A 25,136-nucleotide genomic window follows, 5' to 3' on the forward strand; every position below is an offset into this window, starting at 1 on the left:
TCTACCTCTTGCGCCGCTTCTCCTCAAGCACCGTCTCAAAGACGTTTCGGCGCATATTCGCGTAGATCACGAGGAGCCGGTTGCGAGTCTCCTCGGAGGTGTCGAGCTCAAGGATCTCTCGGGCGACCGGGTCGTTGACGATCTCGTCGCTCAGGTTGAGATCCTCGGGCCGGGCCAATCCGCGTTCGATCAGGAGGTCTCCGAGGGTGCGGGGTCCGGTCTGGTTCGCAACGGCCGGCTCGCCGCCCTCCTGGATCGCCGCGATGCTTCCGGGGGCCCACTGGAGCACCTCCTCCAGTTGGGCGTAGACCACGTCGCTGGCACCGACGAGTCCCGCGCGAATGTTCCGGAGGTGAGCTACGGAGATCCCGGCGCGCTTGGCGATCGTCTCCCAGCGCAAGCGTAGTTCGATTGCCCGCTTGGCCATCGCGTCCCCGAGCCGGGTGCGCGCAGGCGTCTCTCGCGCCATCGGCTGGCCCTCCGGGAACATCGGCGGTTGCGCTATTGAGCGCACTGTATCGCACACTGCCTGCTCAGCAGCCATTCGGATGCCCCTCGCATAAGACTGTCAGGAAGAATCTAAAGCGCCATATTGCGCTACCCAGCGCTACTGCTCTAGCGTGTGGTCTATGGCCGCAACGCGACGAACCAGGAGCCGGAGCCTCGCCCTCAACTTCGATGGCAGCCGCGCCCGCGAGACGCGGGAACGGCAGGGCTTGACGATCGCCAACCTTGCTGACCGGTGTGAACAGGCTGGGCAGCGCATCCACCACACCACCATCTATCGATGGGAAAACGGCACTTTCTGGCCCACTGCGCCGCGCCTGAAGGCTCTGGCCGAGGCGCTGGGAGTTTCGATCGACGACCTCTTGATCCCGTCGGGGGAGACCAGGGCGGAGTCTGCCTGATGCGCGGAGCAGCGCTCAATAGCGCAACAGATACAGGTTTCTATCTGTGGAGATCACAGTGAGACCGCCGCGCCTCTGCATGACCACCGAAGAGATCTGCCGCGCGGGCCGGGAGGACGGTGCCGCCGACGCTCCGCTCACCGATGAGGAGCGGATCCGCCTGGTGGCACTACTCGGCCCTTACATCAGGGCCTCGCTCGCCAAACGAGCTGTCCAGCGCAGCAACGCCGCCTGAACTACGGCGGGCCCGCCGGTCGCACCCGGACGAGCCCGCAAATCCCCAGCTCAACCAATCCGTTCAACCAGAGAGGAGCCGGGAGTGACATCGTCTCACACCCCCGCCCCGACCCCGGGAATCACGTTCGCCGTCCGCATCAAGGACGGGGCGACCATCGTGGCCGACCACACCGAGCCGACCGCCGACCTGGCCGTGGCCCGCACCCGGCTGTCCGCCCTCCGGCGCGCCTACCCCGAGTCGCTCCTGCTGGTACGCCCGCACGACGGCAGCGACGCGGACTGGCGGGTGGCCGACGACGACGAGCTGAAGCGAATCTCGTACGGCCGCGCCGCCTCCGTGATCGGACACCTCGTCGCGAACCGCGACCTGCCCCTGCTCGACTGGGCGATCTCCGATCTGATCGGTGACGACCAGGTCGGCGTGTCCGTCCACGTCGTGCGTACGGAGATGGTGGAGGCCGTCGCGGGAGTCCTCGGCTGCGAGACCGTGACGGAGTCCCGGCTCATGACCGCGACCGCCACCTACCGGGGTGTTCAGGTCTCGATCCGCTGCTACCTGCCCGCCGAGAGCAAGGCGGCGGCGTAATGGCCGAGACCATGACCAGCCCGACCGAACTCCGCGAACGCCTCACCCTCCTCACCGCCTTGACGGCGGACCTCGCCCCGGACGCGCACCGCCCGCTCATCCACTCCCTGAACATGCTCGTCGACATCGCCGCCCAGCTGCCTGTCGCCGCCCTCGACCTCAGCGATTACACCGCCACCCGCGCCGACGCGATGATCTACGTCCAATCGATGGAGACCGCCCGGCTGGCCGGGGAGCCGTTCCAGGAGTATGGCGGCGAGCTGCAGGGGCGTCTCGCGCTGCTGGCCGGGATCCTCGGCCGGGCGCTGGACACCGCCGAGCCGCCCCAGGAGGACGCCCCCGCCAGCGGTCCGTGCATCGGATGCGGCACCCGCGACGGGGTTGCCCAGCACCTCAACGAGCCAGACCAGCCGGACAAGGTCGTGTGGCGATGCGACGACTGCGACCCCTGCACGTGCCGCAAGGGCGACCAGCACCTGTGTCCCGTGCACACCTACCCGGTCGAGGACGTGCCCGAACGGTGGCCGATGAGCACCCAGACATCCATGCCCGCAGCGCTCGCCGTGAGGGTCGCCACCCTGCTGGACGGCGCCAAGGTCAAGGACTGCGAGCCCGTCATCACCGTGCCCGAGTCCAGGCCCCACGCCCTCGTCACCTGCCTCCTCGACGAGTTCTGGCACGCCATGCCGTACACCACCCAGGACCAGCTCACCCACCAGGCGCTCCAGCATTGGGGGCTGGCGCTCCACGCCGCCGGTCTCGGCGTGGACGTCTGGTCGGGGAACGGCCGGGGCTACGAGGCTCTGATCGTCGCCGACTGCGAGGACATCGAGGCCGAGGGGGCTTGGGCCGCGAAGGTCCTGTTCGAGCAGAACCCGGGCGGTGGCCGATGACCGCCCTCCCTGATCTCGCCGCCGTTGAGCATCCCGCCCCACGGGCTCCGGCGGCGACCCCCGGCCCGGAGGCTGGCGCTTCAGTCTCCGTGCCGGGGCTTCCCGGGGAGACTTCCCCCTCCCCGGGCCACCCCTCGGTTGAAGAGGTTCTCGGATCCCTCGCGGTCGCGTGGCTCAACGAACTGTGGACGGTCGAGTTCGACGTCGCCCTGATCGCCCTGTCTCACCGCTCCTACAGCGGGGACCCCGAGGCGATGTGGGCGGACTTCGAGGAGTTCGCCAGCGCCGTCTACCTCCGCAACGGGGTGGACAACGGCACCGTCCACTGGTCCCAGGTGGACGACGAGCTGGCCTGTTCGGAGCCGTCGGCGGCGGCGTTCAACATCGCCTGCGATCGGGTGTCTGAGGCGGCCCGCGTCCTGCTGTGCGGGAGGCGGACGCGATGAGCGACACCGTGACCATGAGCAAGGAAGAGTACGACCGGCTGGTCCAACAGCTGCGCGACCTGCGTGCGCCGTTCGCGCCGGACCAGATCGGCAAGCTTCCGCGCGTCACCTGTAGCGCCTGCTCCAACTTCAGGACCAAGTGCGACAAACACCAGAAGCAGCGCTGCAAGGACTGCCAGGCGTGGGTGTCCACCCAGCACATCCACATCGACTACGTTGGCCACGCCGACGTCACCGAACGCTTCCTGGAGATCGACCCGTTCTGGAACTGGGAGCCGTTCGCCCTCGACGAGGACGGGCTGCCCAAGCTGGACGTGGACGACCTCGGCAACCCGGTCGGCCTGTGGATTCGCCTCACCATCCTCGGCGTCACCCGCCCCGGATACGGTTCCTGCCCTGCCAACCAGTCCGACGCAATCAAAGTCCTGATCGGCGACGCACTCCGCAACGCCGGCCAGCGCTTCGGCGTCGCACTCGCGCAGTGGCAGAAGGGCGACCGGGACAACCCGGCCGCCGAGAACCCCGTCGCCGACGCCGGCCGCCGCGCCGCACCGGCCCGCCAGCAGGCCGCCGACGCGGCCGTGGTTGTCGATGAGACGTGGGTGGCCGGGTTCGAGGCGCGGTTGGCGAACGCCACCCTCGACAACGTCGGCGGGTTCCGCCAGGACGTGATCGACGGCATGCGCTCGCAGCGGATCAACTCCGAGACCGCCAACCGGCTGCTCGCCACGGTGAAGACCCGCGCCGACGAGCTGGAGAAGGCGTCCAGGGTCCTCCCGAACGGCCTGCCCGGCAACAAGGACGGGTCCGTGTCCCGCTCCCAGCTCACGGAAGAGCAACTGGCCGCGAACGGGCTCATGACAAAGGACCAGGTCAAGGCACACAACAAGCTGGAACGCGACACGATCGCCAGCCCGCGCAAGGCGGAGCGGCTGGACGCCGTACCCGAGGGCGAGCCCTGGACGGCGGAGAAGGATCAGGCGTGGCTGGGCTCGGACAAGTCGGGTGGTGATCCGGCATGAGCGAGGCCGCCTACTCGGTGAATCAGTCCGGGTTCCAGTTCCGGAACCCGGGCGAGGTGCTCAGCCCGTTCGAAACCAACGCCTACCTGCAGTTGCTGACCAACGCGATCGGCCGCGCCCAGCTCGAACTTCGCAGGGCCAGGAGAGGCGAGGCAGACGCCGAAGAGAAGTACCACCGCGCGAAGGCTCCCTACAACGACAACGCCCCCGAGGTGGGAACCCGGGCGGGCCAGGTCTCGCAGAAGGCCCGCGACGCCTGGTTCGCTGACCGCCTTCCGGATGAGTTCCTGGCTCTGCGTCGGGCTACGGCTGCGCGTCAGGCCGCCTGGGATTTCGTGGACGCGCTCAAGGTGCAGTCGATGCTCATGGGCGGCCTCAACAAGACCGCGCTGGTCATCGAGACCATCACCACACGAGGTGGTGGCGCATGAAAACCCGCGTCAGGCCCTGCTGCCCTAAGGAGACGTTCGCCACCGAAGAGGAGGCGCGCCGCCGGCTGGACCGCGTCCGGTCTCTCGGCCTGTCCAACCCTTCCCCGACCGGCGTGAAGCATTGCCGCAACGGGTGGCACCTGACCTACCCGGCCACGGACACCGGGCCTTCCGATAAGACCCGGGCTCAGGTGGAGGGGCGCGACGGTTACCGCTGCGTCCGCTGCGGCGGCCCTTGGGTCAAGGGAGAGGACTCGATCCAGCATCGGATCCCGCGCGGCCGGGGCGGCACGAACGCTCTGGAGAACCTCCTGCTCTTGTGCGGGGACGGGGTCACGAAGTGCCACGGCGACGTGGAGCACAACCGCGGCGAGGCATACCGAGCGGGCTATCTCGTACTGACGGGACTCGACCCGGCCGCACAGCCGGTGCTCGTCCATGGACGCGACTGGATGCTGCCCACCCGGGACGGGTCGTGGGCGACCGCCACCGAACCTGGGGAGGCGGCATGACCACCGGTATGCACCTGGTCACCGGACCTCACAGGCCGGCCGCTGAGCGCCGCTGGCGCGCCGAGGGCGCGAGCATCGAAGAGGCGGCCGAGCGGATCGGCGTACACCGCAGAACCGCGGAACGCTATGAGCAGCGGATTCGGCAGGAGCAGGGCGTCCCTGGTCCCCGCCGCCCGGATCGGTGGATGGACCCGCTCATCCTCGACCACCTGCGTACCCACCCCGGCATCCGGGTCAGCGCGTACGACCTGGCCCGGGTGATCGGCGGGTCGATCTCGTACTGGTCCACCGCGTGTGCGGCGATGGGGCGGCTGGTCGCCAGCGGGCAGGTCGAGGTGGTCATCGAGCCCTGCGACCAGTACGACCGCCGACCTGTTCGCCGCTACTTCCTGTGCGCCCGGTCGGCTGATCGGAGGGCGGCATGACAATCGCCCTGGTGGTAGCCAAACTGCTCGACCGCACCACGCACCTCGACATTCCGACCAGCGCGGTTGCGTCAGCCGCTGGGACCTCTCCCTCGGCCGTGAGGAAGTGGCGCACGGCCGCCGCGGCCCCCTCATACCTGCACGTGTGTGCCTGGGCGGATCTCGTGCGCCTTCGGGTCGCCGTAGTTGACGGGGCGGATGTGGCCTCTGAGGGCCTCGCTGTCCTGACGGACCTGGCCGCCCTGCGGAGGCGTCGCGGCCTTTCACAGCGCGACTTGGCAGCTAAGCGCCGGGTGCCGCAGTCCGCGATCGCACTTCTGGAGCGCCGCCCCGTAGTCGCCCGTGGAGTGGGCGTCCTCACGCTTGATCGGCATGTGTCGGCCATGGGGTACCGCCTGACGCTTCTGTGGGAATCCGCCGACACCGCCAACCCGGCCGATCGGAGGGTCGCATGAACCTGAACACGCCCGTGCGGCACGGATACACGTTGGACGACCTCGACCGGTTCGCCCGCAGCGCAGTCAGCCGGGAGATCACGCGTGGCTCTTGGCGCGGCACCCAGATCGGCGAGCGCTACGAAATCGCATGGTCGGCAATCGCCTGGCACGTGTCCGCAGCCGAAGAGGCGCCGACAGCGTCAGAACTCGCGGTGGTCGGGATGCGAGCCCTGAACGACACCCTCTCCCAGCACCGCAAGCACCACGGGACGAGGGACAACGCCCGGGCCTTCGCCGCTTACTGGCTCGACCTCGGGGCGCCCTCAGGTTCCCCCGAGGGTGCGACGGTGGAGGCTCTCGCGCTCGCCCAGATCTGGCCCCGCCTGACCCCTCGCGAGAAGGACGTCCTCGTCGCCCTGGCCACGTATGACGACCACCGCGCGGCGGCCGCGGTCGTCGGGCTGTCCACGCGCGCCTTCGCTTGCCAGCTCAGCTTGGCCCGCAAGCGGTTCCTCGCCTTGTGGCACGAGGGCGAGATCCCATCCCGGCCCTGGGGCAACGACCGCCGGCGCAAGGCGGGAGCACGCCACCAGGCCATGGCCACCCGGTTGCGCGCTCGCCCCAGCCGCAAGGCTGGCCGTTCCGGATCGCCCTCCCCATTACCGCGGGAGGCGGCGTGAAGACCGAGACCTACCGGGGCGTGAAGCTCAAGGTCAAGAAGGGTCGGGAGTGGGGTTACCTCACCTACTTCGTGAACGGCGTCTCCTGGGGCGACCACCTCGGCCGCGACGAGGAGAAGGCGCTGGCCTCGATGCACGGCTACGTCGACATGGCCATCGAGAGGCCGGCCGACTTTGAGCCGTACTGGCAGCCCGGCTACCGCAAGCCCAAGCCGCGCCCTGAGTCCGAGGAGTCGTGGTGATGGACATGCGCTTCTGCCCCTGGGAGGGGCAAACCCTCCCAGCCGACCACGACTGCATCGCCGGCCCCGCACCTTCGATGGCGCTGACCCTCGAAGAGGTGGAGGCCGCCTACGGCGACTTCCTGGAGGAGTCGTCCCTTCTCGGCGAGCACGGCCGCACGGTCGTCAACGCCGTCCCCGGACTGATCGCCCGCCTCCGCCGCGCTGAGCGCGAGCTGGAGGGCTGGCGGTCTACCTATCCCTCGACTGGAGGCCCCCAGTGAGCGACGAGCGCGATTACTGGCAGGAGTACAAGGACGAGCAGCTCATGGGCCCGCCCCGTGAGGAGCCGGACTGGGACGACGACTACCCCGTTGACCTGGACGAGGTCCAGACCAGGCACGAGGCGGCGATGCGCACGGAGAGCACCGCGATCGGCGAGGACGCCCAGTTCGTCATGTGGGAGGCCGTCCCTCGCCTGATCGCCGAACTTCGCGCCGCCCGCGCCGACCTGGGCCGCTGGCAGAGCCTCGCCCGACGCTACGAGTACGCGATCACCGCCGACGGCAGTGTGCCGCCGCAGGATGCCCCGCTGGTCGCCCCCGAGGCCACCGACCCGGTCGTCAATGACCCGTCACTCGGCAAGGCGTGGCAACGCGCCGTCCTCCTGCCCGAATGGACCGAGCTCGGGCTTCCCCCGTTCTGATCTGGAGTTTCCGATGACCGAGACCGACACCCAGACCTTCCCCGCAGTGCCGCCGCCGGTGGTCACGCCTCCGCACGTGAAGCGCCGTTTCGCCGAGGTCGCCGCCCTGGAAATTGCGGCCGCCAAGGCTCGCTACGAGGCCGAGGTGGGCTGGTGGCAGGCCGTTGCTGAACGTGTCGAGCGGGACGTGCCGGACCCGGCCGCCTACCACATCGGCCGCCCGCCCTACGGCGACCCGAGCATCCCGCCCTTCCTCGACTCGCACGAATCCGGGAGGACGACGCCGTGAAGGACAACCACACCGTCACGATCGACATCGACCCCGGCCACGCCGGCGTTACGACAAGACGGCCGCCGCGGACGCGGTCCCGAAGCAGCCGGTGTACGACCGCAAGACCCTGCTCGCCAAGGGCGGTGAGCGCCGTGGGTAGCCGGACCCTCGCCGAGATGGCCGAGCGGTTCGCCAAGGAAACCGCCGAACACGAGCTGACGATCCTTCACAACGACGGGATCTACCGCCATCTGCGGTGCAAGAACCCCCGCCACGGCATGTACTGGTTCGACTTGGTCACCTGGCCAGGCAGCCTCGCCATCCGAGGCGACGTGGACGGCTACATATTCACGCGGACCACGGACATGTTCGAGTTCTTCCGCAGCGACGGGGCGCGGGTCAACCCGCACTACTGGTCGGAGAAGACCGAGGGCGGGAGGCGTGCCTGCCGGTCCTACTCGGAGGACTACGCGAAGGCGCGCGTCCTGGGCGAGATCCGCGACCTGGAGGAGCGCCCGCCCGGCCTGTTCCTGGCCCTCCAGCGTGACCTGTTCGACCACCTGCACTTCGAAGATGAGGCCCACGAGGCGCTCGAACGCTTCGACTACCAGGGCGTCCGCTTCTACGACGTGTGGGAGTGGGACCTGCACGACTACGACTGGTCGTTCCTGTGGGCCTGCCACGCGATCGTCTGGGGCATCGCCCAGTACGACGCCAGCAAGGCCGCCGCTGGAGCCGAGCGGGAGGCGGTGACCTCCCATGCCTGAGCAGACGACCGCACTGACATGCGATCACAGCTTCCCGATCCAGCCGCCGCACGGAAGCCTGGCCCACCCCGGCCCGTGCCGGTACTGCGGACTGTCTCACCTGATCGCGGACATGATCGGGGACTTCCGGGACGCCGGTCAGGCCCTGAACGACCAGGCCATGGACGACCACCGCGACCACGCTGGCGAACTCGCGGCGTGCGACGAGCAGCCGTGTGCGACCATCCTCGCCCTGTTCCGCGGCTACGGTTCTGCCCCCGCGCTGGGCCAGCGCATCGCCGCCCTCGTCGGCTGGCTCGACAAGTCCAACCCCCGCACCGACCACGAGATCGCCATGCGAATCCTCAAGGTGGTCGAGGAGGCGGGCGAAGCCTCGTCGGCGTACATCGGCATGACCGGCCAGAATCCCCGCAAGGGGGTCACCCACACGGCGGCCGACGTGCGAGCCGAGTTGCTCGACGTTGTGGTGACCGCACTCGTGGCCATGGCCAGTCTGATGGGGCCTGGCGAGGAGCACGGCATTGACCGTGCGCTGGCGGGTCACCTCGCCTACCTCTGCGAGCGGGTCGGAGCGGCGGTGACCCATGGCTGAGCAGATGACCGACACGCAGAAGCGCCGTCGCGGACGGGGCCGGGCTCCCATCCCCTTGGGCCGGCGCGTGCACCACGTGGTGGTGACACTGGATCGTCGTACGGCCGAATTGGGCATGCCCAGCATCCAGGTTGCGCCCCTCCTCGGGGTGGCCCCGACCACGCTGAGCTCGTGGCGGACCGGCACCCACTCCCCGCCCTACCTGGAGACGTGCACGTGGGCCGACCTGGTCGGCTTGCGCCTCGCCGTCGTGCTCGGTGCCGAGGTTCTCGCCGAAGGCCCTGAGGTGGTTGCCCGTCTCCGGGAGCTGCGGCAGAAACTGGGCCTACCCACTGCCGAGGTGGCCGCCCGCCGTCGCATCGCACCGACGAAGGTGACCCACCTGGAGCGGACGGCCACGACGATTCCCCCGCAGTTGATCACCATCGACGCCCAGATCACCGCTCTCGGTCTCAGGCTTACCGTGCTCAACGGCCGTGACAAGAGGGAGGCGTCGTGACGCTCCCCACCTACGAAGAGGCGTACGCGAAGGCTCTCGACCGGCCCGCGTTTTCCAACGGTACCGAGAGCGAATGCTGGTTCGAGTCCAACTGCTACCGGTGCGTCCACGACGCACCATTCCAGCGCGGCACCGCCACCGAAGGGTGCCCGCTCATCATGGTCGCCTACATGGAGCGGACCCCAGCCGAGTGGATGGAGAAGAACCGCTCCCGGCTCGGCGACCAGTACACGTGCATCTACTTCCGGGACGAGGACGACCCCGGCCCGGACGAGCCGACCCCCATCCCCGACCCGCCCGGCCAGGACGCGTTGTTCCCCCGTGAGTCGTTCGAGCGGCCATGCCGGATGTTCGCCGACACGCGGCCGGTCGATGCCGAGGTGGTCGCATGATCCGCCTCCGCACCTACGCCTTGGAGTGGGGTCCGCTCCCGGTGGTCGCGCTGATCGCCGGGTTCGCGATGGGACGCTCCGAAACCCCCGTGCTCGTCCTCGGCGGCTTCTACACCGCGCTCGCGGTCATGCAGTACGCCGTGGTCCGCGCGGCCTGGGAGCGGGACTGTCTCGCCGAAGAGGTGAGGGCCCTGCGCGGGATCAGCGACAGCCACGAGCCGACTCCCGAGGAGACCGCACGGCTGTATGCGGACATCGAGGCCCTGGAGCGGGGTGAACGGCCGTGACGATCCCCGCCTGGATTGTGTGGGCCGGAGCGTACTTCGCCGTGGTCGGCCTCGTCGCCCACCTCGTGCTGGGCGGATTGGGCTGGCTGGCCCGCGCTGACTCCCGGATCGACCGCCGCGAGCAGCGGCACGCCGCCGCCCGCCACTCCAAAAAGCCATCCGCTCCTGCCGACACTCCGCTCGACCAAGCCGATGGCCTGATCTCCGACACCACGAGAGGAGTAACCCGGTGAGCCCATACCGCCACGACGGCAACATGATCGAGGTCTCCGACTGGTTCTGTGGTGCAGGCGGGTCCTCGCAGGGCGCCGAGCAGGTGCCCAACGTGAAGGTCACGCTGGCCGCCAACCACTGGCAGCTGGCCCTCGACACCCATCAGACGAACTTCCCCGACGTACGCCACGAGCAGGGGAAGATCCAGGAATCGCCCGTCCACGACTGGCCCGTCTCGCACATCCACTGGGCGTCGCCCGAGTGCACCAAGTGGTCGATCGCCAACGGCGAGAAGAGGACCTTCCACCGCTCGCGCCAGGACGAACTGTTCTCCCGGGAGAAGACCGACAAGGAGATCACGGCGGAGGAGTCCCGGGCCCTCATGGAACAGGTGCCCACTTACCTCGAAGGCGTCGCCTCCCGCGGGCGGCTGGTCCTGGCCGGCGTTGTCGAGAACGTCACCGACGAACGGGAGTGGGACGGCTTCGACGACTGGCTGCGCCGCTTCCACCGCCTGGGGTACAAGACGCGCGTCATCGCCCTGAACTCCATGCACGCCCAGCCGGTGCGCACGCTGGCTGCCCCGCAGAGCCGGGACCGGCTGTATGTCGGTTACTGGCACCGCTCCCTCGGCCGCGACCCCGACTGGGACAAGTGGCTCCGGCCGCTCACCTGGTGCCCGGCATGCGACGAGGTGGTTCACGCCGTCCTGTCGTTCAAGAAGTCTTACCGGGACATGGGCCGGTACCGCTCCCAGTACCTCTACCGGTGCCCTCGCATGTCGTGCCGGAACACCGTGGTGGAGCCGCCGGTCCTCCCGGCGTTGGAGGCGATCGACCTTTCCCTGCCGACCAGGCGGATCGGCGACGGCAAGCCCGGCAAGAACTTCCGCCCGTACGCGCCGAACACGGTCGCCAGGATCGAGGCCGGGGTCAAGAAGTTCTGGGTGCCGCTTCTCGTCCCGGCGGGCGGCACGTGGAACACGACCGCCTACCCGGTGACCCAGCCGCTGAGGACTCGCACGGCCAGGGAGAACGACGCCCTGGCGGTGCCGCCCCTTCTGGTTCCCGTGGAGGGGCGGGACGGCAAGGCCGCGTTCCCGGCGACCGAGCCGGGGCGGACGCAGACCGCGCGCAACGAGACCGGTGTGGCCTTCCCGCCGTTCCTGACCCTGCTGCGGTCCGGCCGGCCGCGTAACACCGACCCGGCCGTGGATCCGCTGGCGACGATCGTGGCGGACGGCTCCAACCACGCCCTGGTGGAACCGCCGCCGTTCCTGATCCCGATGCGCGGCGGAGGCGACAAGGAGCGTGCCCGGCCGATCGACGGCCCTCTGCACACGGTCACCGCGGGCGGCAACCACCACTACCTCGCCCAGGCGCCGGAAGCCCTGCTGGTCCCGTACTACAGCAACGGTGTGGCCAAGCCGGCGTCCCAGCCGATGGGCACGGTCACGACCCTGGACCGGTTCGGGCTGGCGTCCGCCGACCTGCCCGAGATCGACATCAACGAAGTGCGGTTCCGGATGCTGGAACCGAGCGAGATCGCCCGGGGCATGGCGTTTGCCGCCGGATACGTGGTGCTGGGAGACAAGCGCGACCAGGTGACCCAGCTCGGCAACGCCGTCACCCCTCCCGCCGCCGAGGTGCTCGTCTCTGCTCTGGTGGAGGCCATCACGGGCGAGGAGCTGGAGCGCTTCCCGGGGGTGGCAGCGTGACGGTATCCCAGCTGCTCCGCCACGCCCCCGAGTGGCTCAGCCGCGGCGCCTGCGGCGGCCAGTCCAAGCTGATGTACGACGAGTCCCGGCCGGAGATGGCCCGCGCCGTCTGCTACGGCTGCCCCGTCCTGGACGACTGCCGGGCCTGGGTCACCGCTCTGTCCCCGGACCAGGACCCGGGTGGCGTCATCGCCGCAACGACCGAGAAGGAACGCGCCGGACTGGCCGGTACGAAGGTCTGCTCGTCGTGCGGCGTGGAGCAGGTCGTCACCGAGTACGCCGTGCGAAACAGCAGGACGGGACTCCGCAGGGCGACCTGTAAGGGTTGTGTTCACGCCCAGAAGTGCGCCCGCCAGACAACCCAGAGGCGGGTGGCCGCATGACGACGATCACCCTGCCGAACGGCTGGATCCGCCCCTGGTACCCGTCCGGGCTGACCGGCCACGCCGACCCGGAATGCCCCGACCTCCTGGCCTGGGAAGGCCCCGAGCCCGCCGAAGGCCCTGGCTGGCTCAACCCGAACGTAGAGACCGACTCCGCCCGCAACTGCCGTTGCGTTGAGAGGGCTGCCCAATGAAACTCACCATCGACCCGAAGGTCTTCGCGGAAGCGGTCACGTGGGCCGCCCGCAACCTCCCTGGACGTCCCGCCGTGCCGGTCCTGTCCGGGCTGCTGCTCGTCGCCGAAACCGACCAGCTGACCGTATCCGCGTTCGACTACGACGTGTCCGTCCAGGCGACAGTGGCCGCCGAAGTCGCCACCCCCGGCCGTGTCGTCATCCCCGGCAGGGTACTCGCCGAGATCGTCAAAAGCCTGCCGGGCGAGTCGTGGGCCGAGCTCGTCCTGGACGGATACGAGGTGGCTCTCACCTGCGGGCGCGTCGCGTTCACCCTGATGACGCTCCCCGAATCCGACTATCCGACCATCCCCGCACCGCCCGCACCGTTGGGCGCTGTAGATGGGCCGGCCTTCCGGGTCGCGATCGAACAGACCGCCATCGCCGCATCAGAGGACGACACCGTGCCGGGCCTCACCGCCGTCCGCATCGACGCGGAGGGCGACCGCCTCACGCTGGCCGCTACCGACCGCTACCGGATCGCAGTCCGCGACCTGCCCTGGAGCCTGCGCGGCATGCCTCCCGGCGGCGTACTCGTCCACCACGATGTGGTGCTCGACCTGGCCAAGGGCGGCATCTCCGGTGAGGTCGCGCTCGGATGGGACGACAAGCTGATCGGCTTCTGCGCCGACGGCCGGGTCGTGACCGCCCGCCTGATCGACGACAAGTACATCAACTACCGGGCGCGCATCGGGTGGGACCACCTTCCCATCGCCGCCACCGTCAACCGGGCCGCCCTGACCACCGCGATCAAGCGGGTGTCCCTGCTGGCCGACAAGGGCATGTCCGTCCGCCTGCATTTCACCTCCGACGGTGTCCTCGTCCAGGCAGGCACTGGGGACCTCGGGCGCGGGACCGAGACAGTCCCGTGCACGCTCGACGGCGCTGACGCCCGCGAGATCGGCTTCAGCCCGGCCTTCCTGCTGGACGCCGTCGGCGGAGTCCAGCAGGAGAACGTGGTCCTCCACATGGACCCGGACCACCTCCAGGTCCTGGTTCGGGGCCAGGACAGCGACTCCTACCAGTGCCTGGTGCTGGCCTTGAGGCTCGCATGAAACCGCCCATGCCGTACTACGGCTCCAAGCAGACGCTGGGTGACCAGATCGCCGCCCTGCTGCCTCCTCATGAGCACTATGTGGAGCCCTACGCCGGGAGTCTGGCGGTGCTCCTGGCGAAGAGTCCTAGCCGGATGGAGACGGTCAACGACATCGACGAGGACTTGATGGTCTTCTGGCGCGTCCTCCGTGAGCGGAGCGGCGAGCTGGAGCAGATCTGTGCCCTCACGCCGCACTCCCGAGCCGAATATCGGACGGCGAAGTACGCCGATCTGTCTGCCATGGACGACCTGGAGCGTGCCCGAATGGTGTGGATCATCCTCACCCAAGGCCGCGCAGGGACCATGAAGTCCACTGGCTGGCGACACTTCCAGGACCCGGCTGGTTCCAGTAGCGGCATGCCCCGCTACTTGGCCGGGTACGTGGGGCGTCTCGCACCGGCCGCCGAACGCCTGGCCCAGGTCAGCCTGGAATGTAGGCCCGCCCTGGAGCTGGTCGCCGCCTACGGTCGCCACGAGGACGTGCTGCTCTACGTGGATCCGCCCTACCTGGGCAGCACCCGCGCCCGAAACTACCGGCACGAGATGGGTTCAGAAGCGGCGCACCGTGAGCTGGCCACCGCACTCGACGCCTGCCGCTCCGCCGTCGTGCTGTCCGGCTATCACAGCGACCTTTACGACGAACTGTTTGAGGGCTGGCACCGGACCGAGCTCGACGCCCATACGGGCCAGTCGAACGGCTACCAGAAACGCACCGAGGTCCTGTGGTCCAACCGGCCATTCCCGCAGCGCGAGGCACTTTTCGACGAGGTGGCCTATGTCTAGCTACGCCGCGTTCCTGGAGCGCAAGCGGAACCGCGTGACGCCCATCGGGCGCATCGTCGCTCCCGACGACATCCACCCGTCCCTGCACGACTGGCAGCGCCAAGAGGTCGCGTGGGCCGTCCACCGCGGCCGGGCTGCCCTGTGGTGGGACACCGGGACCGGGAAGACCCGCGCCGAACTGGAGTGGGCCCGCCTGTCCGGGGATCGTTCGCTCATCGTCGCGCCGCTCGCGGTCTGCCACCAGACCGTGGAGGAGGCCGCGTCCATCGGAATCGCCGCCGCCTATGCCCGATCCGACGAGCAGGCCCACGGTTCGGGGGTGTGGGTCACCAACTACGAGATGGTCGACCGGTTCGACCCGGCCGGCCTCGACGCCGTCGCCCTGGACGAGGCCTCGATCCTGAAAAACAGCGACGGGGCAACCCGTAACCGGCTGATCCGCCATTTCGCCGACGTGCCGCGACGCCTGGCCGCCACAGCCACGCCCGCGCCGAACGAACCGACCGAACTCACCAGCCAGGCCGAATTCCTGGGAGTGATGAGCAGGGCCGAGATGCTCGCCACCTACTTCGTCCACGACAGCGACGGATGGCGCCTGAAAGGGCACGCCCGCCAGCCGATGTTCCGGTGGATGGCCTCGTGGGCGTCCGCGCTCCGCCGGCCGTCCGACATCGGGTACGCGGACGACGGCTACGTCCTGCCGCCGCTCACAATCCACACACACCTGGTGGAGACCGAGGGGGTGCAGACGGAGGGAACCCTGTTCCCCGTCCATTCGGCTGCCGCCTTGGGTGGTGTCCGCGGTCGGGCGCAGGTCCGCAAGGCCACCGTCGCCGACCGCGTGGCGAAAGCAGTCGAGCTGGTGAAGGCCGAGCCGGGCGAGCCGTGGCTGCTGTGGGCCGGACGCAACGACGAGGCCCAGATGCTCGCCGCGGCGCTGCCGGGGGCGGTGAACGTGGAGGGCTCGTGGAAGCCAGAGGCGAAGGCTGAAGCGCTGCTCGGGTTCGCCCGGGGTGTGATCCAAATTCTGGTCACCAAGCCGTCTATTGCCGGGTTCGGCATGAACTGGCAGCACTGCGCGCGTACCGCCTTCGTCGGGCTCTCCGACTCATGGGAGGCGTACTACCAGTGCATCCGCCGCTGCTGGCGGTACGGCCAGACCCGTCCGGTGGACGCCCACATCGTCCTCACCGACGTGGAGGCGCCGATCGCCGCCAACGTCGCTCGCAAGGAGGCGGAGGCCTCCGCCCTGGTGGCCGAACTGGTCGCCTCCATGAACGAAACCAGGAGAGGACGGGCCGCGTGAGCGTGACCGAAGACGAGACGTTCATCCAGGACGTGGCCAGCGGCGACGGCTGGACCCTCTACCTGGACGATTCCTGCGAACGCCTCGGCAAGCTGGCCGACGAGTCGGTGGACCTGTCGGTGTACAGCCCGCCTTTCGCCGACCTGTACGTCTACTCCGACTCGGTGCGTGACCTCGGCAACTGCCGGTCCCCGGAGGAGTTCTTCGAGCACTACGACTTCGTGGTGCGGGAACTGCTGCGTGTCACCAAGCCGGGCCGGCTGTGCGCTGTCCACGTCGCCGACCTGCCCTTGACCAAGGCCCGCCACGGCTACATCGGCACCTACGACTTCCCCGGCGACGTCATCCGCGCCCACGAAGCCGCGGGATGGATCTACAACCGGCGCTGGACCATCAACAAGAACCCGCAGTACCAGGCTCAGCGGGCGAAGGCACACCAGCTGATGTTCGTCACGCTGCGGTCCGACTCCTCCCGCACCGCCCCGGCCCTGCCCGACTACCTGCTGCTGTTCCGGAAGCCCGGCGACAACACCACGCCGATCAGCACCGACGTCACCAACGACGAGTGGATCGAATGGGCCGCCCCCGTCGCCCGGCTCACGGATGAGGTCACCGAGCTGGCGATCGCACCGGCCTGGCTGGACATCGAGGAGACCAACACCCTGAACGCGGCCGTGGCCCGCGAGGAGGCCGACGGACGGCACACCTGCCCTCTCCAGCTTGACCTGATCGAGCGCTGCGTCCGCCTGTGGTCCAACCGCGGCGAGGTGGTGCTCTCACCGTTCGCGGGCATCGGCTCCGAGGGGTACGTCTCGCTCCTGCAGGGGCGCCGGTTCGTCGGGTGCGAGCTCAAGCCCAGCTATTGGCGGACCGCCGTCGACAACCTCCGAGCCGCCGAGCGGCGCGCTTCGATGCCGTCCCTGTTCGACGACCTGGAGCTCACCGGGGAGTCGGCGTGAAGGGCCAGGACGGGGCACCGACCCTGTTCGACGCCGACGACGAGGTCGCCGAACTGCGCGCCGAGCTCGACATCGCCCATCGCGAGAACTCCCGCCTCCGTGACCTGTGGTACCGCCAGCTCCACGGGCGCGACCGCTGGGCTGACGCGGTGCGCGCCGCCGCCGCGCGTGACGCGCGCAACCAGGCGTACGGCCTGGTTGCCGCAGCGATCCCCGAGACGCTGGAGCCGCTCCGCCACCTGGCCCGCGCGATCCTCGCCCTACCCGCACACCCGGCACCGTCCGACCTCGAACGGTTGCGGGCATTGGCGGCGGATGTCGACTGCCACGATCCCCGCCGCGGGGATGAGGTCAGCGCCATAGCGACCATCCAGGCGAGGGCCGACGCGGAGATCGACAGCTGGCGCCGTCGCGCGCAGGAGTACTGGGATCAGGCCCAGCGCACACACAGGCAAGCCCTCGACTCCGACGAGGCTTACACCTTCCTCGTTGGTGCGGGATGGGAACCGCCCTCGTGGCTGGCCAAGGAGCGTCGCGCACGGATCAAGAAGGTCCATGCAGACATTCCGGCCGACTCGGGGGTGCACATCCATGGCTGACGTTCGCCCCCCGATCCCGCTTCGGCTCACCGACCGCCCCCAGGTGGGCGGCCTGGTCTGCCCATGGGTGAACGTCCGCCTCGCCGACGGCACCACCGACTTCCGCCAGACCTACGGCCAGCACTGGCGCCGCGCCTGGCTGGAGCAGCTCTGCCAGGTCGACGGCCAGCGCATCGCCGGAACCCTGGTGTTCTTGGGCGGCCCGAACCAGTTGGCCGAGGACGGCTACTTCGACGAGCCGCCCCTCCACCCGGAGTGCGCGGCCTACGTGACCCGGGCCTGCCCGATGGTCGCCGGCCGGATGACCCACTACCGGTCCGGGCCCGCTCTCACCGAGGGCGCCCGGGGTGCGGTGTGCCCGGACCCGGGCTGCGACTGCGGCGGCTGGCAGCCGACCAAGCAGATCCTGCACGGGGACGGCTCCTGCAGCGTCCTCGGGGACGACCAGCGGGCCGACCCTACCGGGGAGCCCGCCCACGCCTGGTTCGCGGTCTGGGCCCGCTCCTACGCCCTCGCGCAAGGCACTGACGGTCGGCTGCTGGGCGGCATCCCTCACGACGTCGTAAGGGTCCGGGAGGTGAGCCGGCCGTGAAGTCGAGAACCGCGACCAAGAACCGCTCCTGCGTCGGCAAGCGCGCCTACCCGACCCGGGCCAAGGCTGAAGCCGCCCTTCAGAAGCTGGTCGCCGCGGGCACCTCTGCTGAGCGGCTGAAGGTGTACGCCTGTCGCCACTGCTCTGCCGGATTCCACATCGGCCACCTGGGACGTGACCGGAGGCGGCAGTGATCCACAGAGTTATCCACAGATCCCGGGTTATCCACAGACCTGGTCGAGCTGAGGCGCAAGCACGCTGGCTGGTTCAGAGTGCTCCCAAGCCGGCGATTCGCCCGGCCCGTAGCCCACGGACGGGAGCCCGCGATGGCCGTTAGCAAGAGCCTGCGCATGCAGATCCTGCGCAGGGACAACTACACCTGCCAGGCCTGCGGCGCGAAGGCGCCCAACGTCGAACTTGAGGTCGACCACGTGCTGGCGGAGGCTCTCGGGGGCACGGACGAGGCGTCCAACCTGCAGACACTCTGCGACCCCTGCAACTCGGGCAAGGCCGCTACACCGCCGGACGCGGCCACCGTGGCGAAGGTCGCCGGCGATGCGGCTCGGTGGGCCCAGGCGATCGAAGCCGCAGCGGAGAGGATGCTGGCTGCGCGGGAAAGTCAGGCTGCGGAGCATGCCCAGTTTGATCAGTGGTGGAACGCGTGGACCCTCGCCGAGGGTGGTGCCGGTGGGCGCGCCGTGCATAGGGACCCAGGATGGCAGCAGTCCATCAGCAGGTTCCTCGCGATGGGGCTGCCGCTCCCGATCCTCAAGGACTGCCTGGATATCGCCATGTCCAGGAAGAAGATCAGGGCGGCAGACGTCTGGCGCTACTTCTGTGGGATCGCCTGGGGCAAGGTTCGCGAGCTTCAGGCCGCCGCCGCTGAGGCCATCCGCCCGGAGCAAGACCCCAGCGACGAGGACTACGAGCCGAACTTTGACCACCGTCTGATTCCCGGCCGGGTCAGCCTCGCCAACGAGTTGCTCTCCTGGTTCCAGGCGGACGCCGTCGAGGTGCTCATCTCCGAGGCTCGCGAATGGTACGACGACGAGCTGTTCGCGGACTTCGATCCGCCACCTTCGGACGACCAGATCACCATCCACGCCGGACTGGATGCGATGAGCACCTCTCGGTGGGCAGTCCTTTCCCTCACGCGCGCCGTATCCGACCTTCTCGAAAGCTTCTCCGATCAGGAGATCGACACAGCTAGGAACCAGGCTGTGGCCGTCCTTGGTGACGAGATCATGTCGCGGCCTGCCCAACTTCGTGACGCCCAGTACTACGGGCAACTCGCGCACTGGCTCGCCGTTGGCCACGCTCGCAGCCTCATGGACGGGCTTTCCCTTGAGGCTCGGGCGGAGTGGCTGGGGTATGTCGCGGCGTGCCGGGAACCGGACCCCTGGGGAGACTCGGCTCCGCTTTCCGAAGACCTGCAGATCAAGTACGTCGGCGTGAACATTCGCCTGGCCAGGTCCGGCTACAGACACCCCCGGATGTGTGAGTCCCGCGGGGAGCACATCGAAGCATGTCCCCGTGTGGCGAGCTTCCGTGCCTACATCGTCGAACTCGACTGTTGCTCGGTTGGGGACGAGCCCGGACACGAAGGCCATCGAGTGTGCGAGCAGCACCTGGAGCAGCTCGTGGACGGCACCTACACGAACACCAAAGGCACGCGCTTCACGGTGCGCGACTACCGGCCGATAGAAGGAGCCGACACCACGTGAACGCCCCGCTCCTCAGCGACGGGACCTATCGCGCTCATTGGCTGCGGGAGGTTCTCAGAAGCACGCAGATTACCGATTCGGTGCGCGTGCTTCTAATGACCCTCGCTCTCTACATGGACGCGTCAGGGCGCGTTTCAGTGCCGCGCGAAGAGGTGGCGGGAGTCCTTGGCCGGAATCCGCGAAAGGTTGGGGAGAAGATCCGGGCCACGATTGATTCCGGATTCCTCGTGCAGTTGGCGCGCGGGCAGAAACATCAGACAGCGGTGTTCCAGGCGGCCATTCTCGGGCGGGTTCTCAGTCGGACCCCCGGGGAACCGACTGAGAACGGGATGGCTGCCGACCTCAGCAGGCTCCCCGGGGACCCTGCTGAGACCGAGGGCGAAGTAGAAGTCAGTGGGTCCCCCGGGGGCCCGGCTGAGAATTCTCAGGGGGCCGATATCTACGACCCTGAGAATTCGGCTCAGGGTACTAGAAATCGGCCCCCTGAGCCTCAGGGGGCCGATTTCAGGGAGACCCCCGGGGGTCCGCCTGAGAATTCTCAGCAGGCCCCCCGGGGGACCTCCCAGTTCTTTAGTAGTGGTGATGTAAGTGAGGAAGTTGATCTCTCTGATTCTTCCTCTGGTCAACTCTTCGACTTGCGCGCCGCTGCGCGGCGGCGCGAGCAAGAAGAAGATCCCGAGTCAAAGCCGTCACGTCGCAAGCCAGAACGGCCCATCCCCGCCGACTTCGCCGTAACCCCGGCGATGCGGAAGTGGGCCGCAGACAAGGGCTACGACGTCGACCTCGACCGGGAGACCTTCCGGTTCATCAACCACGCCCACCAGAACGACCGCCGCTGCCGCGACTGGCTCGCCGCTTGGCGCAACTGGATCGACAAGGCACAAGAGCAACAGGCCAGGGCCACACGTCGCCCCGTCGCCGCCTTCCCTGCTCGTGGCACCTACGACAAATCCAAGGTCTTCGGGAACAGGAACCGCACATGATCACGCCCCTTGACGACTGGCAGGACCAACGCCGTCTGCGCCGCCTCGCCGAATTCCAGGCCCGGCGCCCGCTGCTGCTCCGGCACAAGGGCCCACTCCGCGACGAGATCGCCGAGTGGGGCAGCCGCCTGTTCGACGGCACCGCCCGCACAATGGTGCTCGTCGGCGGCACCGGCACCACCAAGACCTGGAGCTTGTGGGAGGTCCTGGAGCGCGCGGTGGCCGCCGGGTACGCGGACACGATCGTGTTCGCCACGGCCGCCGACTGGCAGGAGGCGGTGGGGCCGCCCGTCGACCGGCAGGCGCTCCGCGTGATGCGCCGGGCCGGCGTGCTGGTGCTGGACGACTTCGGGTCCACGCGGATCAACGAGTGGGCGGTGGACTGCCTGTCCCCGGTCGTTGACGAGCGCTGGTCGTGGGGTCGGCCGACCGGCATCACCTCCAACTTGGAGGACTTCGACGAGGCCCTGGGCGAGCGCGCGGAACGCATCACCTCCCGGCTGGGGCACGAGGCCACCGTCGTGGTTCTGGACGGGGCGGACCGGAGGGCGGCCGGATGACCGAGGCTTCGACGGGCGTCGAGGGGTTCTTCGAGGGGTGGACGGCAGGTCCGGGCGTGCTCGCGGCGGAGATGGCGATCGCAGGGGCCGTGATCCAGTCGCAGGCTTGCCTGGAGGAGGCGGTCACCCTACTCCGCCCCGATGACTTCTACAGCCGAGCGGGGCTGGTGTTCGCCGCCGCGAAGGCAGTGCTGGACGACGGCCGGAAGGTCGAGCCGACGGCCGTGCTGATTGAACTCCAGGACCGTGGGGAACTCGCCCGGGTCGGCGGCGGCGCCTACCTGCATGACCTGATGCCGCACGCGGCGCTGCCCGACTCCATCGGCTGGTGTGCTCGCGAGGTGAGGGAGGATGCGGATCGGCGGAACACCCGGGCGGCTCTGGGGTGGGGTACACAGCAGACCGAGGAAGATCGGTGGGATGGCGACGCCACGCTGGATCTGATCCGTAAGCGCCTGGACGAAGTGGCCGCCGGCCGGGTGGGCGACCTGCCTCCGAGCGTCGCCGACGACATGGTGTCCCTGCTGGAGGATTTGGAGAATCCGCCGGAGGCGGTCCCGGGCGTGGTTCCGCCGTACCTGGATCTTGCGGCCTTGCTGACGGCGCTGCGGCCCGGCGAGGTGGTCGTCGTGGGGGCGAGGCCAGCGATCGGGAAATCGACAGTGGCCACCGACCTCCTCCGGTCCGCCGCGCTGCGGCAGGCTAAGCGCTCGGTGATGTTCACGTTGGAGATGTCTCGCCGCGACGTGCTCACTCGCATGGTGTCCGCCGAGTCCCAGGTCCCGCTCAAGTCGATCCGGGACATGCAGGTATCGGCGAACGACCTGGACCGGGTGGCGGAGGCGGGGTCGAGGATCGCGGCGGCCCCGCTAGTGATCGACGACACGCCGGGGTGCTCCATCGAGCGGATACGTACCGTGCTGCGGACCCTGTCCCGGTCGGGACCGCTGGGCTTGGTGGTGGTCGACTATCTGCAGTTGATGACACCGCCGAAAGCGGAGAGCCGGCAGCAGGAGGTGTCGGGTCTCTCCCGGGAGTTCAAGCTGCTGGCGAAGCAGTTTCAGGTGCCCTTGGTGCTGCTGTCCCAGCTCAACCGCGACCCCGAGAAGCGCTCCGACCGGCGCCCGGTCATCGCGGATCTGCGAGAGTCGGGGGCGATCGAGCAGGACGCCGACATCGTGATCCTTCTCCACAGGGACGATGCCTACGACGTCGAATGCCCCCGCGCTGGCACGGCCGACCTGATCGTGGCGAAGAACCGGAACGGCCCCATCACGACGATCACCGTGGTCAACCAGCTCCACTACGGCAAGTTCGCCGACTTCGCGAAGGTCGAAGAGCCGCGGGGGCGCCCCGATCTGCGCGCCGTGCGCACCGATCCGCCGAAGTCTTCACAGCCCGCTCCTTACCGACCCTGGGAGGCCAACGTTGGCCAGTGACCGAGACCTGCAGAACGCCCTCGCCCGTCGGGACATCGGCGCCGTGGTGGAGGGTGTCGCCGGCCGTCTCGCCCTGCCGGACGACGTCCAGGCCGACGCAGCCATGAGCGTCCTGATGCGGCAGGTCCCCGCCTGGGTGGACACCAGGACCCGCGAGTGGATTGCCGCGTTCCTCCGCGAACACGCGGCGACGGCCGGGCTGCTGGCGATCCGGTGGATGACGGTGGTGGAGGTGGCCAAGGCGCTGCGCGTCAGCAAGATGACCATCTACCGCCTCGTGCATACGGGCGCCCTGGCGTCCATCAAGGTGGGCGAGACGATCCGCATCCCGGAGTCCACGGTGGCCGCCTACATCCGTGCCCAGCTCGCTGAAGCCGCGGAGGTGGGGCGAAGTGCCTGACACCGCAGCCGTACGGTGCGAGCTGACTGAGCGCATCACGTCGGAGTGCGCGCACTGCCGCCCTGCTCCGGAGCCCGAACCGGAACCGGCGCCCCCGAGCAGGTGGTTCGCGGCCTGCCTCCCCGGCCGCTGCTCCGAGTGCGGCGATCACTTTGACGAGGGCGACCCTGGCAAGGCGGATGCCTGGTGGGAGTATTCGTCGCGTTTCTGGGTGGTCGCTCCGCCCGGCCTGATCAGACCTGAGGAGGTTCCGCCCGGATGGGGGCTGATGGAGCCGCGATCCTCGGGGCGTCGCATGCGGGTAGTGGTACAGCCGGAGACCAGGACGCCGAATCTGTCGCTGGCGCTGATGACCGCGCTCGTGTCCCGTACGGACAACATCCGGCTCCGCGAGATCGACCAGATCCGGCAGAGCCAGCGCGACGAGATCTACCGGGCGGTCGAGGAGGATCGCAAGGCCCGAGGCAAGACCGCGCTCAGCCATGGCCTCCAGGAGAACCTGAGGCTACTGGAGCTGCTGGAGAAGGCACTCGGCTGCAAGATCAGCGGATGGGCGGGCCTCGACCTGGCCCGGATGAGCGCCGAGGAGATCGGCGAGGCGCTCAGCGAGTACACCCGTGACCATGTCGCTCTTCAGCGCCGCGCAGGCGAGGTCGCCTTTGCCGAGCAGAGGCTTCGCCGATCGGCAGAGCTCGCCATTGAACGGTTGAGCGGGGCGGTCGATGCCTGACACCCTCCGCGTCCTTGTGACCGGCTCCCGCACCTGGAAAGACGTCCTGATGCTGGCGGCCGTCCTGCTGGACACCTGGCACGATGCCGTGATGCTCGGCGTGAACATCCTCTGGGTGCACGGCGACTGCGAGCAGGGCGCCGACTCGATCGCGGACGCACTCCTGTGCAGCTGGGGGTTCAAGCCGGAACGCCACCCCGCGGATCGGCACCGGTGGGGCCGTAGCGCCTTCACCAAACGGGACGAGGAGATGGTGGACGCCGGGGCGCACCTCTGCCTGGCGTTCATCGACCTGTGCGTGAAGTCGACGTGCCAACGGAAACGCCCGCACGGCTCCCACGGCACGTCCTACACCGCGGGCCTGGCCGAGCGGGCGGGCATCCCCACGCAGCGGTTCGGGGTGATGGCCAATGCCTGAGACCGACGCAATGCTTCCGGCTGCAGAGCTGAGGGCCGTCCGGGCTGAGGCCGAAGTCGCGCGCCTCCGCGCCGGCGAAGCCTCCAAGCCCGTGGCCGAAGGCGTACGGCTCGACCCTGCCGCGTGGATCCGCCGCTGGAATGATGCCTCACCCGAGAAGCGTCTCGCGTGGGCGAACCGCATCCTCGACCTGCTGGCAGAGGAGAGCAGGTGCTTCCTACTCGACCACGATGGCGCTGTGGAACGGGTGTCCGAGATGGAGCTGACGTTGAGCCGAGTCATGGACCTCGTCGACCAGTTGAACGTCCGAGCCGCTGAGGCGCAGGCTGCGGGCGCATCCGGCGAGGAGAAGCGGTGGCGCTCCCTCGCGGACATGGTGAGCACGGCGCTCGACCCGGGGGCAGAGCAGACGTGAGCGACCAGATCCTTGCCGACCTCAAGTCTTGGCTTCAGGCACTAAAGGACTCCGAACGGACCGTCGTCTGCGCGTCTGCCGACGAGTCAGCGATCCGCGAGGCGCTGGGGCGACTCTGGCTGGGTGGCCTCTACAAGGTCCTGGTCAACGATGCACTCTGTCCGCCGGGAACCGCCTATGTGATTGACGAGCGGGCCATGGAGGCATACGCCAACAAGGCGGGCCAACTCTGGCGGTGGCAGGCGTGAAGGTCCGCTTCCGCACCTACTGCTAC

40 protein-coding genes are annotated in these 25,136 nt (G+C 68.8%); 39 read left to right on the top strand and 1 reads right to left on the bottom strand.

The window, feature by feature from the left end; translation table 11 throughout:
• Position 1 precedes the first annotated feature (1 nt).
• A complete protein-coding gene (locus Aph01nite_RS21280) occupies positions 2–544 on the bottom strand; it encodes a hypothetical protein (RefSeq protein ID WP_204042696.1) in 543 nt (180 codons plus the stop codon).
• Between the two features lie 85 nt (positions 545–629).
• On the opposite strand from Aph01nite_RS21280, the gene Aph01nite_RS21285 reads away from it, so the two are divergent.
• From Aph01nite_RS21285 to Aph01nite_RS21475, 39 genes are all read left to right on the top strand, one after another.
• Positions 630–908: a helix-turn-helix domain-containing protein gene (locus Aph01nite_RS21285; protein WP_204042697.1), complete on the top strand. Its 279-nt coding sequence runs from the start codon at positions 630–632 to the stop codon at positions 906–908.
• A gap of 58 nt (positions 909–966) precedes the next feature.
• Positions 967–1,143 carry a hypothetical protein gene (locus Aph01nite_RS21290; RefSeq protein ID WP_204042698.1) on the top strand — a complete coding sequence of 59 codons (177 nt, stop codon included), beginning with the start codon at positions 967–969 and terminating at the stop codon, positions 1,141–1,143.
• A gap of 84 nt (positions 1,144–1,227) precedes the next feature.
• Positions 1,228–1,731 carry a hypothetical protein gene (locus tag Aph01nite_RS21295; RefSeq protein WP_204042699.1) on the top strand — a complete coding sequence of 168 codons (504 nt, stop codon included), beginning with the start codon at positions 1,228–1,230 and terminating at the stop codon, positions 1,729–1,731.
• Positions 1,731–2,624 carry a hypothetical protein gene (locus Aph01nite_RS21300; RefSeq protein ID WP_204042700.1) on the top strand — a complete coding sequence of 298 codons (894 nt, stop codon included), beginning with the start codon at positions 1,731–1,733 and terminating at the stop codon, positions 2,622–2,624. The genes Aph01nite_RS21295 and Aph01nite_RS21300 overlap by 1 nt, the downstream gene beginning before the upstream one ends.
• Positions 2,621–3,070 carry a hypothetical protein gene (locus Aph01nite_RS21305; RefSeq protein ID WP_204042701.1) on the top strand — a complete coding sequence of 150 codons (450 nt, stop codon included), beginning with the start codon at positions 2,621–2,623 and terminating at the stop codon, positions 3,068–3,070. The genes Aph01nite_RS21300 and Aph01nite_RS21305 overlap by 4 nt, the downstream gene beginning before the upstream one ends.
• The gene (locus Aph01nite_RS21310; protein ID WP_204042702.1) at positions 3,067–4,092 is read left to right on the top strand and encodes a hypothetical protein; all 1,026 of its coding nucleotides are present in this window, start codon (positions 3,067–3,069) and stop codon (positions 4,090–4,092) included. The genes Aph01nite_RS21305 and Aph01nite_RS21310 overlap by 4 nt, the downstream gene beginning before the upstream one ends.
• Positions 4,089–4,523, top strand: coding sequence for a hypothetical protein (locus tag Aph01nite_RS21315; protein ID WP_204042703.1), 435 nt, complete (start codon positions 4,089–4,091; stop codon positions 4,521–4,523). Before Aph01nite_RS21310 ends, Aph01nite_RS21315 begins: the two co-directional genes overlap by 4 nt.
• Complete coding sequence (locus Aph01nite_RS21320) at positions 4,520–5,035, top strand: HNH endonuclease (RefSeq protein ID WP_204042704.1); 516 nt, start codon at positions 4,520–4,522, stop codon at positions 5,033–5,035. Before Aph01nite_RS21315 ends, Aph01nite_RS21320 begins: the two co-directional genes overlap by 4 nt.
• A complete protein-coding gene (locus tag Aph01nite_RS21325) occupies positions 5,032–5,460 on the top strand; it encodes a helix-turn-helix domain-containing protein (RefSeq protein ID WP_204042705.1) in 429 nt (142 codons plus the stop codon). Before Aph01nite_RS21320 ends, Aph01nite_RS21325 begins: the two co-directional genes overlap by 4 nt.
• Before the next feature lie 451 nt (positions 5,461–5,911).
• Complete coding sequence (locus Aph01nite_RS21330) at positions 5,912–6,577, top strand: hypothetical protein (RefSeq protein ID WP_204042706.1); 666 nt, start codon at positions 5,912–5,914, stop codon at positions 6,575–6,577.
• Positions 6,574–6,819 (top strand): hypothetical protein, encoded by a 246-nt coding sequence (locus Aph01nite_RS21335; RefSeq protein ID WP_204042707.1) that lies wholly within the window; start codon positions 6,574–6,576, stop codon positions 6,817–6,819. The genes Aph01nite_RS21330 and Aph01nite_RS21335 overlap by 4 nt, the downstream gene beginning before the upstream one ends.
• A complete protein-coding gene (locus Aph01nite_RS21340) occupies positions 6,816–7,082 on the top strand; it encodes a hypothetical protein (protein ID WP_204042708.1) in 267 nt (88 codons plus the stop codon). The genes Aph01nite_RS21335 and Aph01nite_RS21340 overlap by 4 nt, the downstream gene beginning before the upstream one ends.
• Complete coding sequence (locus Aph01nite_RS21345) at positions 7,079–7,504, top strand: hypothetical protein (protein ID WP_204042709.1); 426 nt, start codon at positions 7,079–7,081, stop codon at positions 7,502–7,504. Before Aph01nite_RS21340 ends, Aph01nite_RS21345 begins: the two co-directional genes overlap by 4 nt.
• Positions 7,505–7,517: 13 nt before the next feature.
• Positions 7,518–7,793 carry a hypothetical protein gene (locus tag Aph01nite_RS21350; protein WP_204042710.1) on the top strand — a complete coding sequence of 92 codons (276 nt, stop codon included), beginning with the start codon at positions 7,518–7,520 and terminating at the stop codon, positions 7,791–7,793.
• A 134-nt stretch (positions 7,794–7,927) separates the two neighbouring features.
• Positions 7,928–8,542 carry a hypothetical protein gene (locus Aph01nite_RS21355; RefSeq protein ID WP_204042711.1) on the top strand — a complete coding sequence of 205 codons (615 nt, stop codon included), beginning with the start codon at positions 7,928–7,930 and terminating at the stop codon, positions 8,540–8,542.
• On the top strand, positions 8,535–9,134 hold the full coding sequence (locus tag Aph01nite_RS21360) for a MazG-like family protein (protein WP_204042712.1): 600 nt from the start codon (positions 8,535–8,537) through the stop codon (positions 9,132–9,134). The genes Aph01nite_RS21355 and Aph01nite_RS21360 overlap by 8 nt, the downstream gene beginning before the upstream one ends.
• Positions 9,127–9,633: a hypothetical protein gene (locus Aph01nite_RS21365; RefSeq protein ID WP_204042713.1), complete on the top strand. Its 507-nt coding sequence runs from the start codon at positions 9,127–9,129 to the stop codon at positions 9,631–9,633. Before Aph01nite_RS21360 ends, Aph01nite_RS21365 begins: the two co-directional genes overlap by 8 nt.
• Positions 9,630–10,025, top strand: a complete 396-nt coding sequence (locus Aph01nite_RS21370; protein WP_204042714.1) for a hypothetical protein — start codon at positions 9,630–9,632, stop codon at positions 10,023–10,025. Before Aph01nite_RS21365 ends, Aph01nite_RS21370 begins: the two co-directional genes overlap by 4 nt.
• Positions 10,022–10,312: a hypothetical protein gene (locus Aph01nite_RS21375; RefSeq protein WP_204042715.1), complete on the top strand. Its 291-nt coding sequence runs from the start codon at positions 10,022–10,024 to the stop codon at positions 10,310–10,312. Before Aph01nite_RS21370 ends, Aph01nite_RS21375 begins: the two co-directional genes overlap by 4 nt.
• A complete protein-coding gene (locus Aph01nite_RS21380; protein ID WP_204042716.1) occupies positions 10,309–10,545 on the top strand; it encodes a hypothetical protein in 237 nt (78 codons plus the stop codon). Before Aph01nite_RS21375 ends, Aph01nite_RS21380 begins: the two co-directional genes overlap by 4 nt.
• Entirely contained in the window at positions 10,542–12,242 is a 1,701-nt protein-coding gene (locus Aph01nite_RS21385) for a DNA cytosine methyltransferase (protein ID WP_239161864.1), read from the top strand. The genes Aph01nite_RS21380 and Aph01nite_RS21385 overlap by 4 nt, the downstream gene beginning before the upstream one ends.
• The gene (locus tag Aph01nite_RS21390; RefSeq protein ID WP_204042717.1) at positions 12,239–12,625 is read left to right on the top strand and encodes a WhiB family transcriptional regulator; all 387 of its coding nucleotides are present in this window, start codon (positions 12,239–12,241) and stop codon (positions 12,623–12,625) included. Before Aph01nite_RS21385 ends, Aph01nite_RS21390 begins: the two co-directional genes overlap by 4 nt.
• Positions 12,622–12,819, top strand: a complete 198-nt coding sequence (locus tag Aph01nite_RS21395) for a hypothetical protein (RefSeq protein ID WP_204042718.1) — start codon at positions 12,622–12,624, stop codon at positions 12,817–12,819. Before Aph01nite_RS21390 ends, Aph01nite_RS21395 begins: the two co-directional genes overlap by 4 nt.
• Complete coding sequence (dnaN, locus tag Aph01nite_RS21400; RefSeq protein ID WP_204042719.1) at positions 12,816–13,913, top strand: DNA polymerase III subunit beta; 1,098 nt, start codon at positions 12,816–12,818, stop codon at positions 13,911–13,913. The genes Aph01nite_RS21395 and dnaN overlap by 4 nt, the downstream gene beginning before the upstream one ends.
• Positions 13,910–14,737 carry a DNA adenine methylase gene (locus Aph01nite_RS21405; RefSeq protein ID WP_204042720.1) on the top strand — a complete coding sequence of 276 codons (828 nt, stop codon included), beginning with the start codon at positions 13,910–13,912 and terminating at the stop codon, positions 14,735–14,737. The genes dnaN and Aph01nite_RS21405 overlap by 4 nt, the downstream gene beginning before the upstream one ends.
• Positions 14,730–16,043 carry a DEAD/DEAH box helicase gene (locus tag Aph01nite_RS21410; RefSeq protein WP_204042721.1) on the top strand — a complete coding sequence of 438 codons (1,314 nt, stop codon included), beginning with the start codon at positions 14,730–14,732 and terminating at the stop codon, positions 16,041–16,043. Before Aph01nite_RS21405 ends, Aph01nite_RS21410 begins: the two co-directional genes overlap by 8 nt.
• A complete protein-coding gene (locus tag Aph01nite_RS21415; protein WP_204042722.1) occupies positions 16,040–17,002 on the top strand; it encodes a DNA-methyltransferase in 963 nt (320 codons plus the stop codon). The genes Aph01nite_RS21410 and Aph01nite_RS21415 overlap by 4 nt, the downstream gene beginning before the upstream one ends.
• Positions 16,999–17,601 carry a hypothetical protein gene (locus tag Aph01nite_RS21420; protein ID WP_204042723.1) on the top strand — a complete coding sequence of 201 codons (603 nt, stop codon included), beginning with the start codon at positions 16,999–17,001 and terminating at the stop codon, positions 17,599–17,601. The genes Aph01nite_RS21415 and Aph01nite_RS21420 overlap by 4 nt, the downstream gene beginning before the upstream one ends.
• Positions 17,594–18,193 carry a hypothetical protein gene (locus tag Aph01nite_RS21425; protein ID WP_204042724.1) on the top strand — a complete coding sequence of 200 codons (600 nt, stop codon included), beginning with the start codon at positions 17,594–17,596 and terminating at the stop codon, positions 18,191–18,193. Before Aph01nite_RS21420 ends, Aph01nite_RS21425 begins: the two co-directional genes overlap by 8 nt.
• Positions 18,190–18,387, top strand: coding sequence for a hypothetical protein (locus Aph01nite_RS21430; RefSeq protein WP_204042725.1), 198 nt, complete (start codon positions 18,190–18,192; stop codon positions 18,385–18,387). Before Aph01nite_RS21425 ends, Aph01nite_RS21430 begins: the two co-directional genes overlap by 4 nt.
• A gap of 132 nt (positions 18,388–18,519) precedes the next feature.
• A complete protein-coding gene (locus Aph01nite_RS21435; RefSeq protein ID WP_204042726.1) occupies positions 18,520–19,917 on the top strand; it encodes an HNH endonuclease in 1,398 nt (465 codons plus the stop codon).
• Positions 19,918–20,552: 635 nt separating this feature from the next.
• Positions 20,553–20,900 carry a hypothetical protein gene (locus tag Aph01nite_RS21440; protein WP_204042727.1) on the top strand — a complete coding sequence of 116 codons (348 nt, stop codon included), beginning with the start codon at positions 20,553–20,555 and terminating at the stop codon, positions 20,898–20,900.
• A complete protein-coding gene (locus tag Aph01nite_RS21445; RefSeq protein ID WP_204042728.1) occupies positions 20,897–21,460 on the top strand; it encodes an ATP-binding protein in 564 nt (187 codons plus the stop codon). The genes Aph01nite_RS21440 and Aph01nite_RS21445 overlap by 4 nt, the downstream gene beginning before the upstream one ends.
• Positions 21,457–22,899 (top strand): replicative DNA helicase, encoded by a 1,443-nt coding sequence (locus Aph01nite_RS21450; protein WP_204042729.1) that lies wholly within the window; start codon positions 21,457–21,459, stop codon positions 22,897–22,899. Before Aph01nite_RS21445 ends, Aph01nite_RS21450 begins: the two co-directional genes overlap by 4 nt.
• Complete coding sequence (locus Aph01nite_RS42800; protein ID WP_444978690.1) at positions 22,889–23,299, top strand: helix-turn-helix domain-containing protein; 411 nt, start codon at positions 22,889–22,891, stop codon at positions 23,297–23,299. The genes Aph01nite_RS21450 and Aph01nite_RS42800 overlap by 11 nt, the downstream gene beginning before the upstream one ends.
• A 304-nt stretch (positions 23,300–23,603) precedes the next feature.
• Positions 23,604–24,029 (top strand): hypothetical protein, encoded by a 426-nt coding sequence (locus Aph01nite_RS21460; RefSeq protein ID WP_204042730.1) that lies wholly within the window; start codon positions 23,604–23,606, stop codon positions 24,027–24,029.
• Positions 24,022–24,447, top strand: a complete 426-nt coding sequence (locus tag Aph01nite_RS21465; protein ID WP_204042731.1) for an SLOG family protein — start codon at positions 24,022–24,024, stop codon at positions 24,445–24,447. The genes Aph01nite_RS21460 and Aph01nite_RS21465 overlap by 8 nt, the downstream gene beginning before the upstream one ends.
• Positions 24,440–24,862 carry a hypothetical protein gene (locus tag Aph01nite_RS21470; RefSeq protein WP_204042732.1) on the top strand — a complete coding sequence of 141 codons (423 nt, stop codon included), beginning with the start codon at positions 24,440–24,442 and terminating at the stop codon, positions 24,860–24,862. Before Aph01nite_RS21465 ends, Aph01nite_RS21470 begins: the two co-directional genes overlap by 8 nt.
• Positions 24,859–25,110 (top strand): hypothetical protein, encoded by a 252-nt coding sequence (locus Aph01nite_RS21475; RefSeq protein ID WP_204042733.1) that lies wholly within the window; start codon positions 24,859–24,861, stop codon positions 25,108–25,110. The genes Aph01nite_RS21470 and Aph01nite_RS21475 overlap by 4 nt, the downstream gene beginning before the upstream one ends.
• Positions 25,111–25,136 lie beyond the last annotated feature (26 nt).

Origin of the sequence: Acrocarpospora phusangensis (assembly GCF_016862995.1) — a bacterium.
GTDB lineage: Bacteria > Actinomycetota > Actinomycetes > Streptosporangiales > Streptosporangiaceae > Acrocarpospora > Acrocarpospora phusangensis.

Excerpts from the sequence above, each read along its gene's own strand:
- Aph01nite_RS21410 (WP_204042721.1), top strand. The coding sequence starts at position 14,730 with ATGTCTAGCTACGCCGCGTTCCTGGAGCGCAAGCGGAACCGCGTGACG.
- Aph01nite_RS21360 (WP_204042712.1), top strand. The coding sequence starts at position 8,535 with ATGCCTGAGCAGACGACCGCACTGACATGCGATCACAGCTTCCCGATC.
- Aph01nite_RS21280 (WP_204042696.1), bottom strand. The coding sequence starts at position 544 with ATGGCTGCTGAGCAGGCAGTGTGCGATACAGTGCGCTCAATAGCGCAA.
- Aph01nite_RS21365 (WP_204042713.1), top strand. The coding sequence starts at position 9,127 with ATGGCTGAGCAGATGACCGACACGCAGAAGCGCCGTCGCGGACGGGGC.
- Aph01nite_RS21445 (WP_204042728.1), top strand. The coding sequence starts at position 20,897 with ATGATCACGCCCCTTGACGACTGGCAGGACCAACGCCGTCTGCGCCGC.
- Aph01nite_RS21450 (WP_204042729.1), top strand. The coding sequence starts at position 21,457 with ATGACCGAGGCTTCGACGGGCGTCGAGGGGTTCTTCGAGGGGTGGACG.
- Aph01nite_RS21375 (WP_204042715.1), top strand. The coding sequence starts at position 10,022 with ATGATCCGCCTCCGCACCTACGCCTTGGAGTGGGGTCCGCTCCCGGTG.
- Aph01nite_RS21330 (WP_204042706.1), top strand. The coding sequence starts at position 5,912 with ATGAACCTGAACACGCCCGTGCGGCACGGATACACGTTGGACGACCTC.
- Aph01nite_RS21425 (WP_204042724.1), top strand. The coding sequence starts at position 17,594 with ATGGCTGACGTTCGCCCCCCGATCCCGCTTCGGCTCACCGACCGCCCC.
- Aph01nite_RS21470 (WP_204042732.1), top strand. The coding sequence starts at position 24,440 with ATGCCTGAGACCGACGCAATGCTTCCGGCTGCAGAGCTGAGGGCCGTC.
- Aph01nite_RS21285 (WP_204042697.1), top strand. The coding sequence starts at position 630 with ATGGCCGCAACGCGACGAACCAGGAGCCGGAGCCTCGCCCTCAACTTC.
- Aph01nite_RS21300 (WP_204042700.1), top strand. The coding sequence starts at position 1,731 with ATGGCCGAGACCATGACCAGCCCGACCGAACTCCGCGAACGCCTCACC.
- Aph01nite_RS21435 (WP_204042726.1), top strand. The coding sequence starts at position 18,520 with ATGGCCGTTAGCAAGAGCCTGCGCATGCAGATCCTGCGCAGGGACAAC.
- Aph01nite_RS21325 (WP_204042705.1), top strand. The coding sequence starts at position 5,032 with ATGACCACCGGTATGCACCTGGTCACCGGACCTCACAGGCCGGCCGCT.
- Aph01nite_RS21310 (WP_204042702.1), top strand. The coding sequence starts at position 3,067 with ATGAGCGACACCGTGACCATGAGCAAGGAAGAGTACGACCGGCTGGTC.
- Aph01nite_RS21320 (WP_204042704.1), top strand. The coding sequence starts at position 4,520 with ATGAAAACCCGCGTCAGGCCCTGCTGCCCTAAGGAGACGTTCGCCACC.
- Aph01nite_RS21405 (WP_204042720.1), top strand. The coding sequence starts at position 13,910 with ATGAAACCGCCCATGCCGTACTACGGCTCCAAGCAGACGCTGGGTGAC.
- Aph01nite_RS21350 (WP_204042710.1), top strand. The coding sequence starts at position 7,518 with ATGACCGAGACCGACACCCAGACCTTCCCCGCAGTGCCGCCGCCGGTG.
- Aph01nite_RS21305 (WP_204042701.1), top strand. The coding sequence starts at position 2,621 with ATGACCGCCCTCCCTGATCTCGCCGCCGTTGAGCATCCCGCCCCACGG.
- Aph01nite_RS21395 (WP_204042718.1), top strand. The coding sequence starts at position 12,622 with ATGACGACGATCACCCTGCCGAACGGCTGGATCCGCCCCTGGTACCCG.
- Aph01nite_RS21315 (WP_204042703.1), top strand. The coding sequence starts at position 4,089 with ATGAGCGAGGCCGCCTACTCGGTGAATCAGTCCGGGTTCCAGTTCCGG.
- Aph01nite_RS21465 (WP_204042731.1), top strand. The coding sequence starts at position 24,022 with ATGCCTGACACCCTCCGCGTCCTTGTGACCGGCTCCCGCACCTGGAAA.
- dnaN (WP_204042719.1), top strand. The coding sequence starts at position 12,816 with ATGAAACTCACCATCGACCCGAAGGTCTTCGCGGAAGCGGTCACGTGG.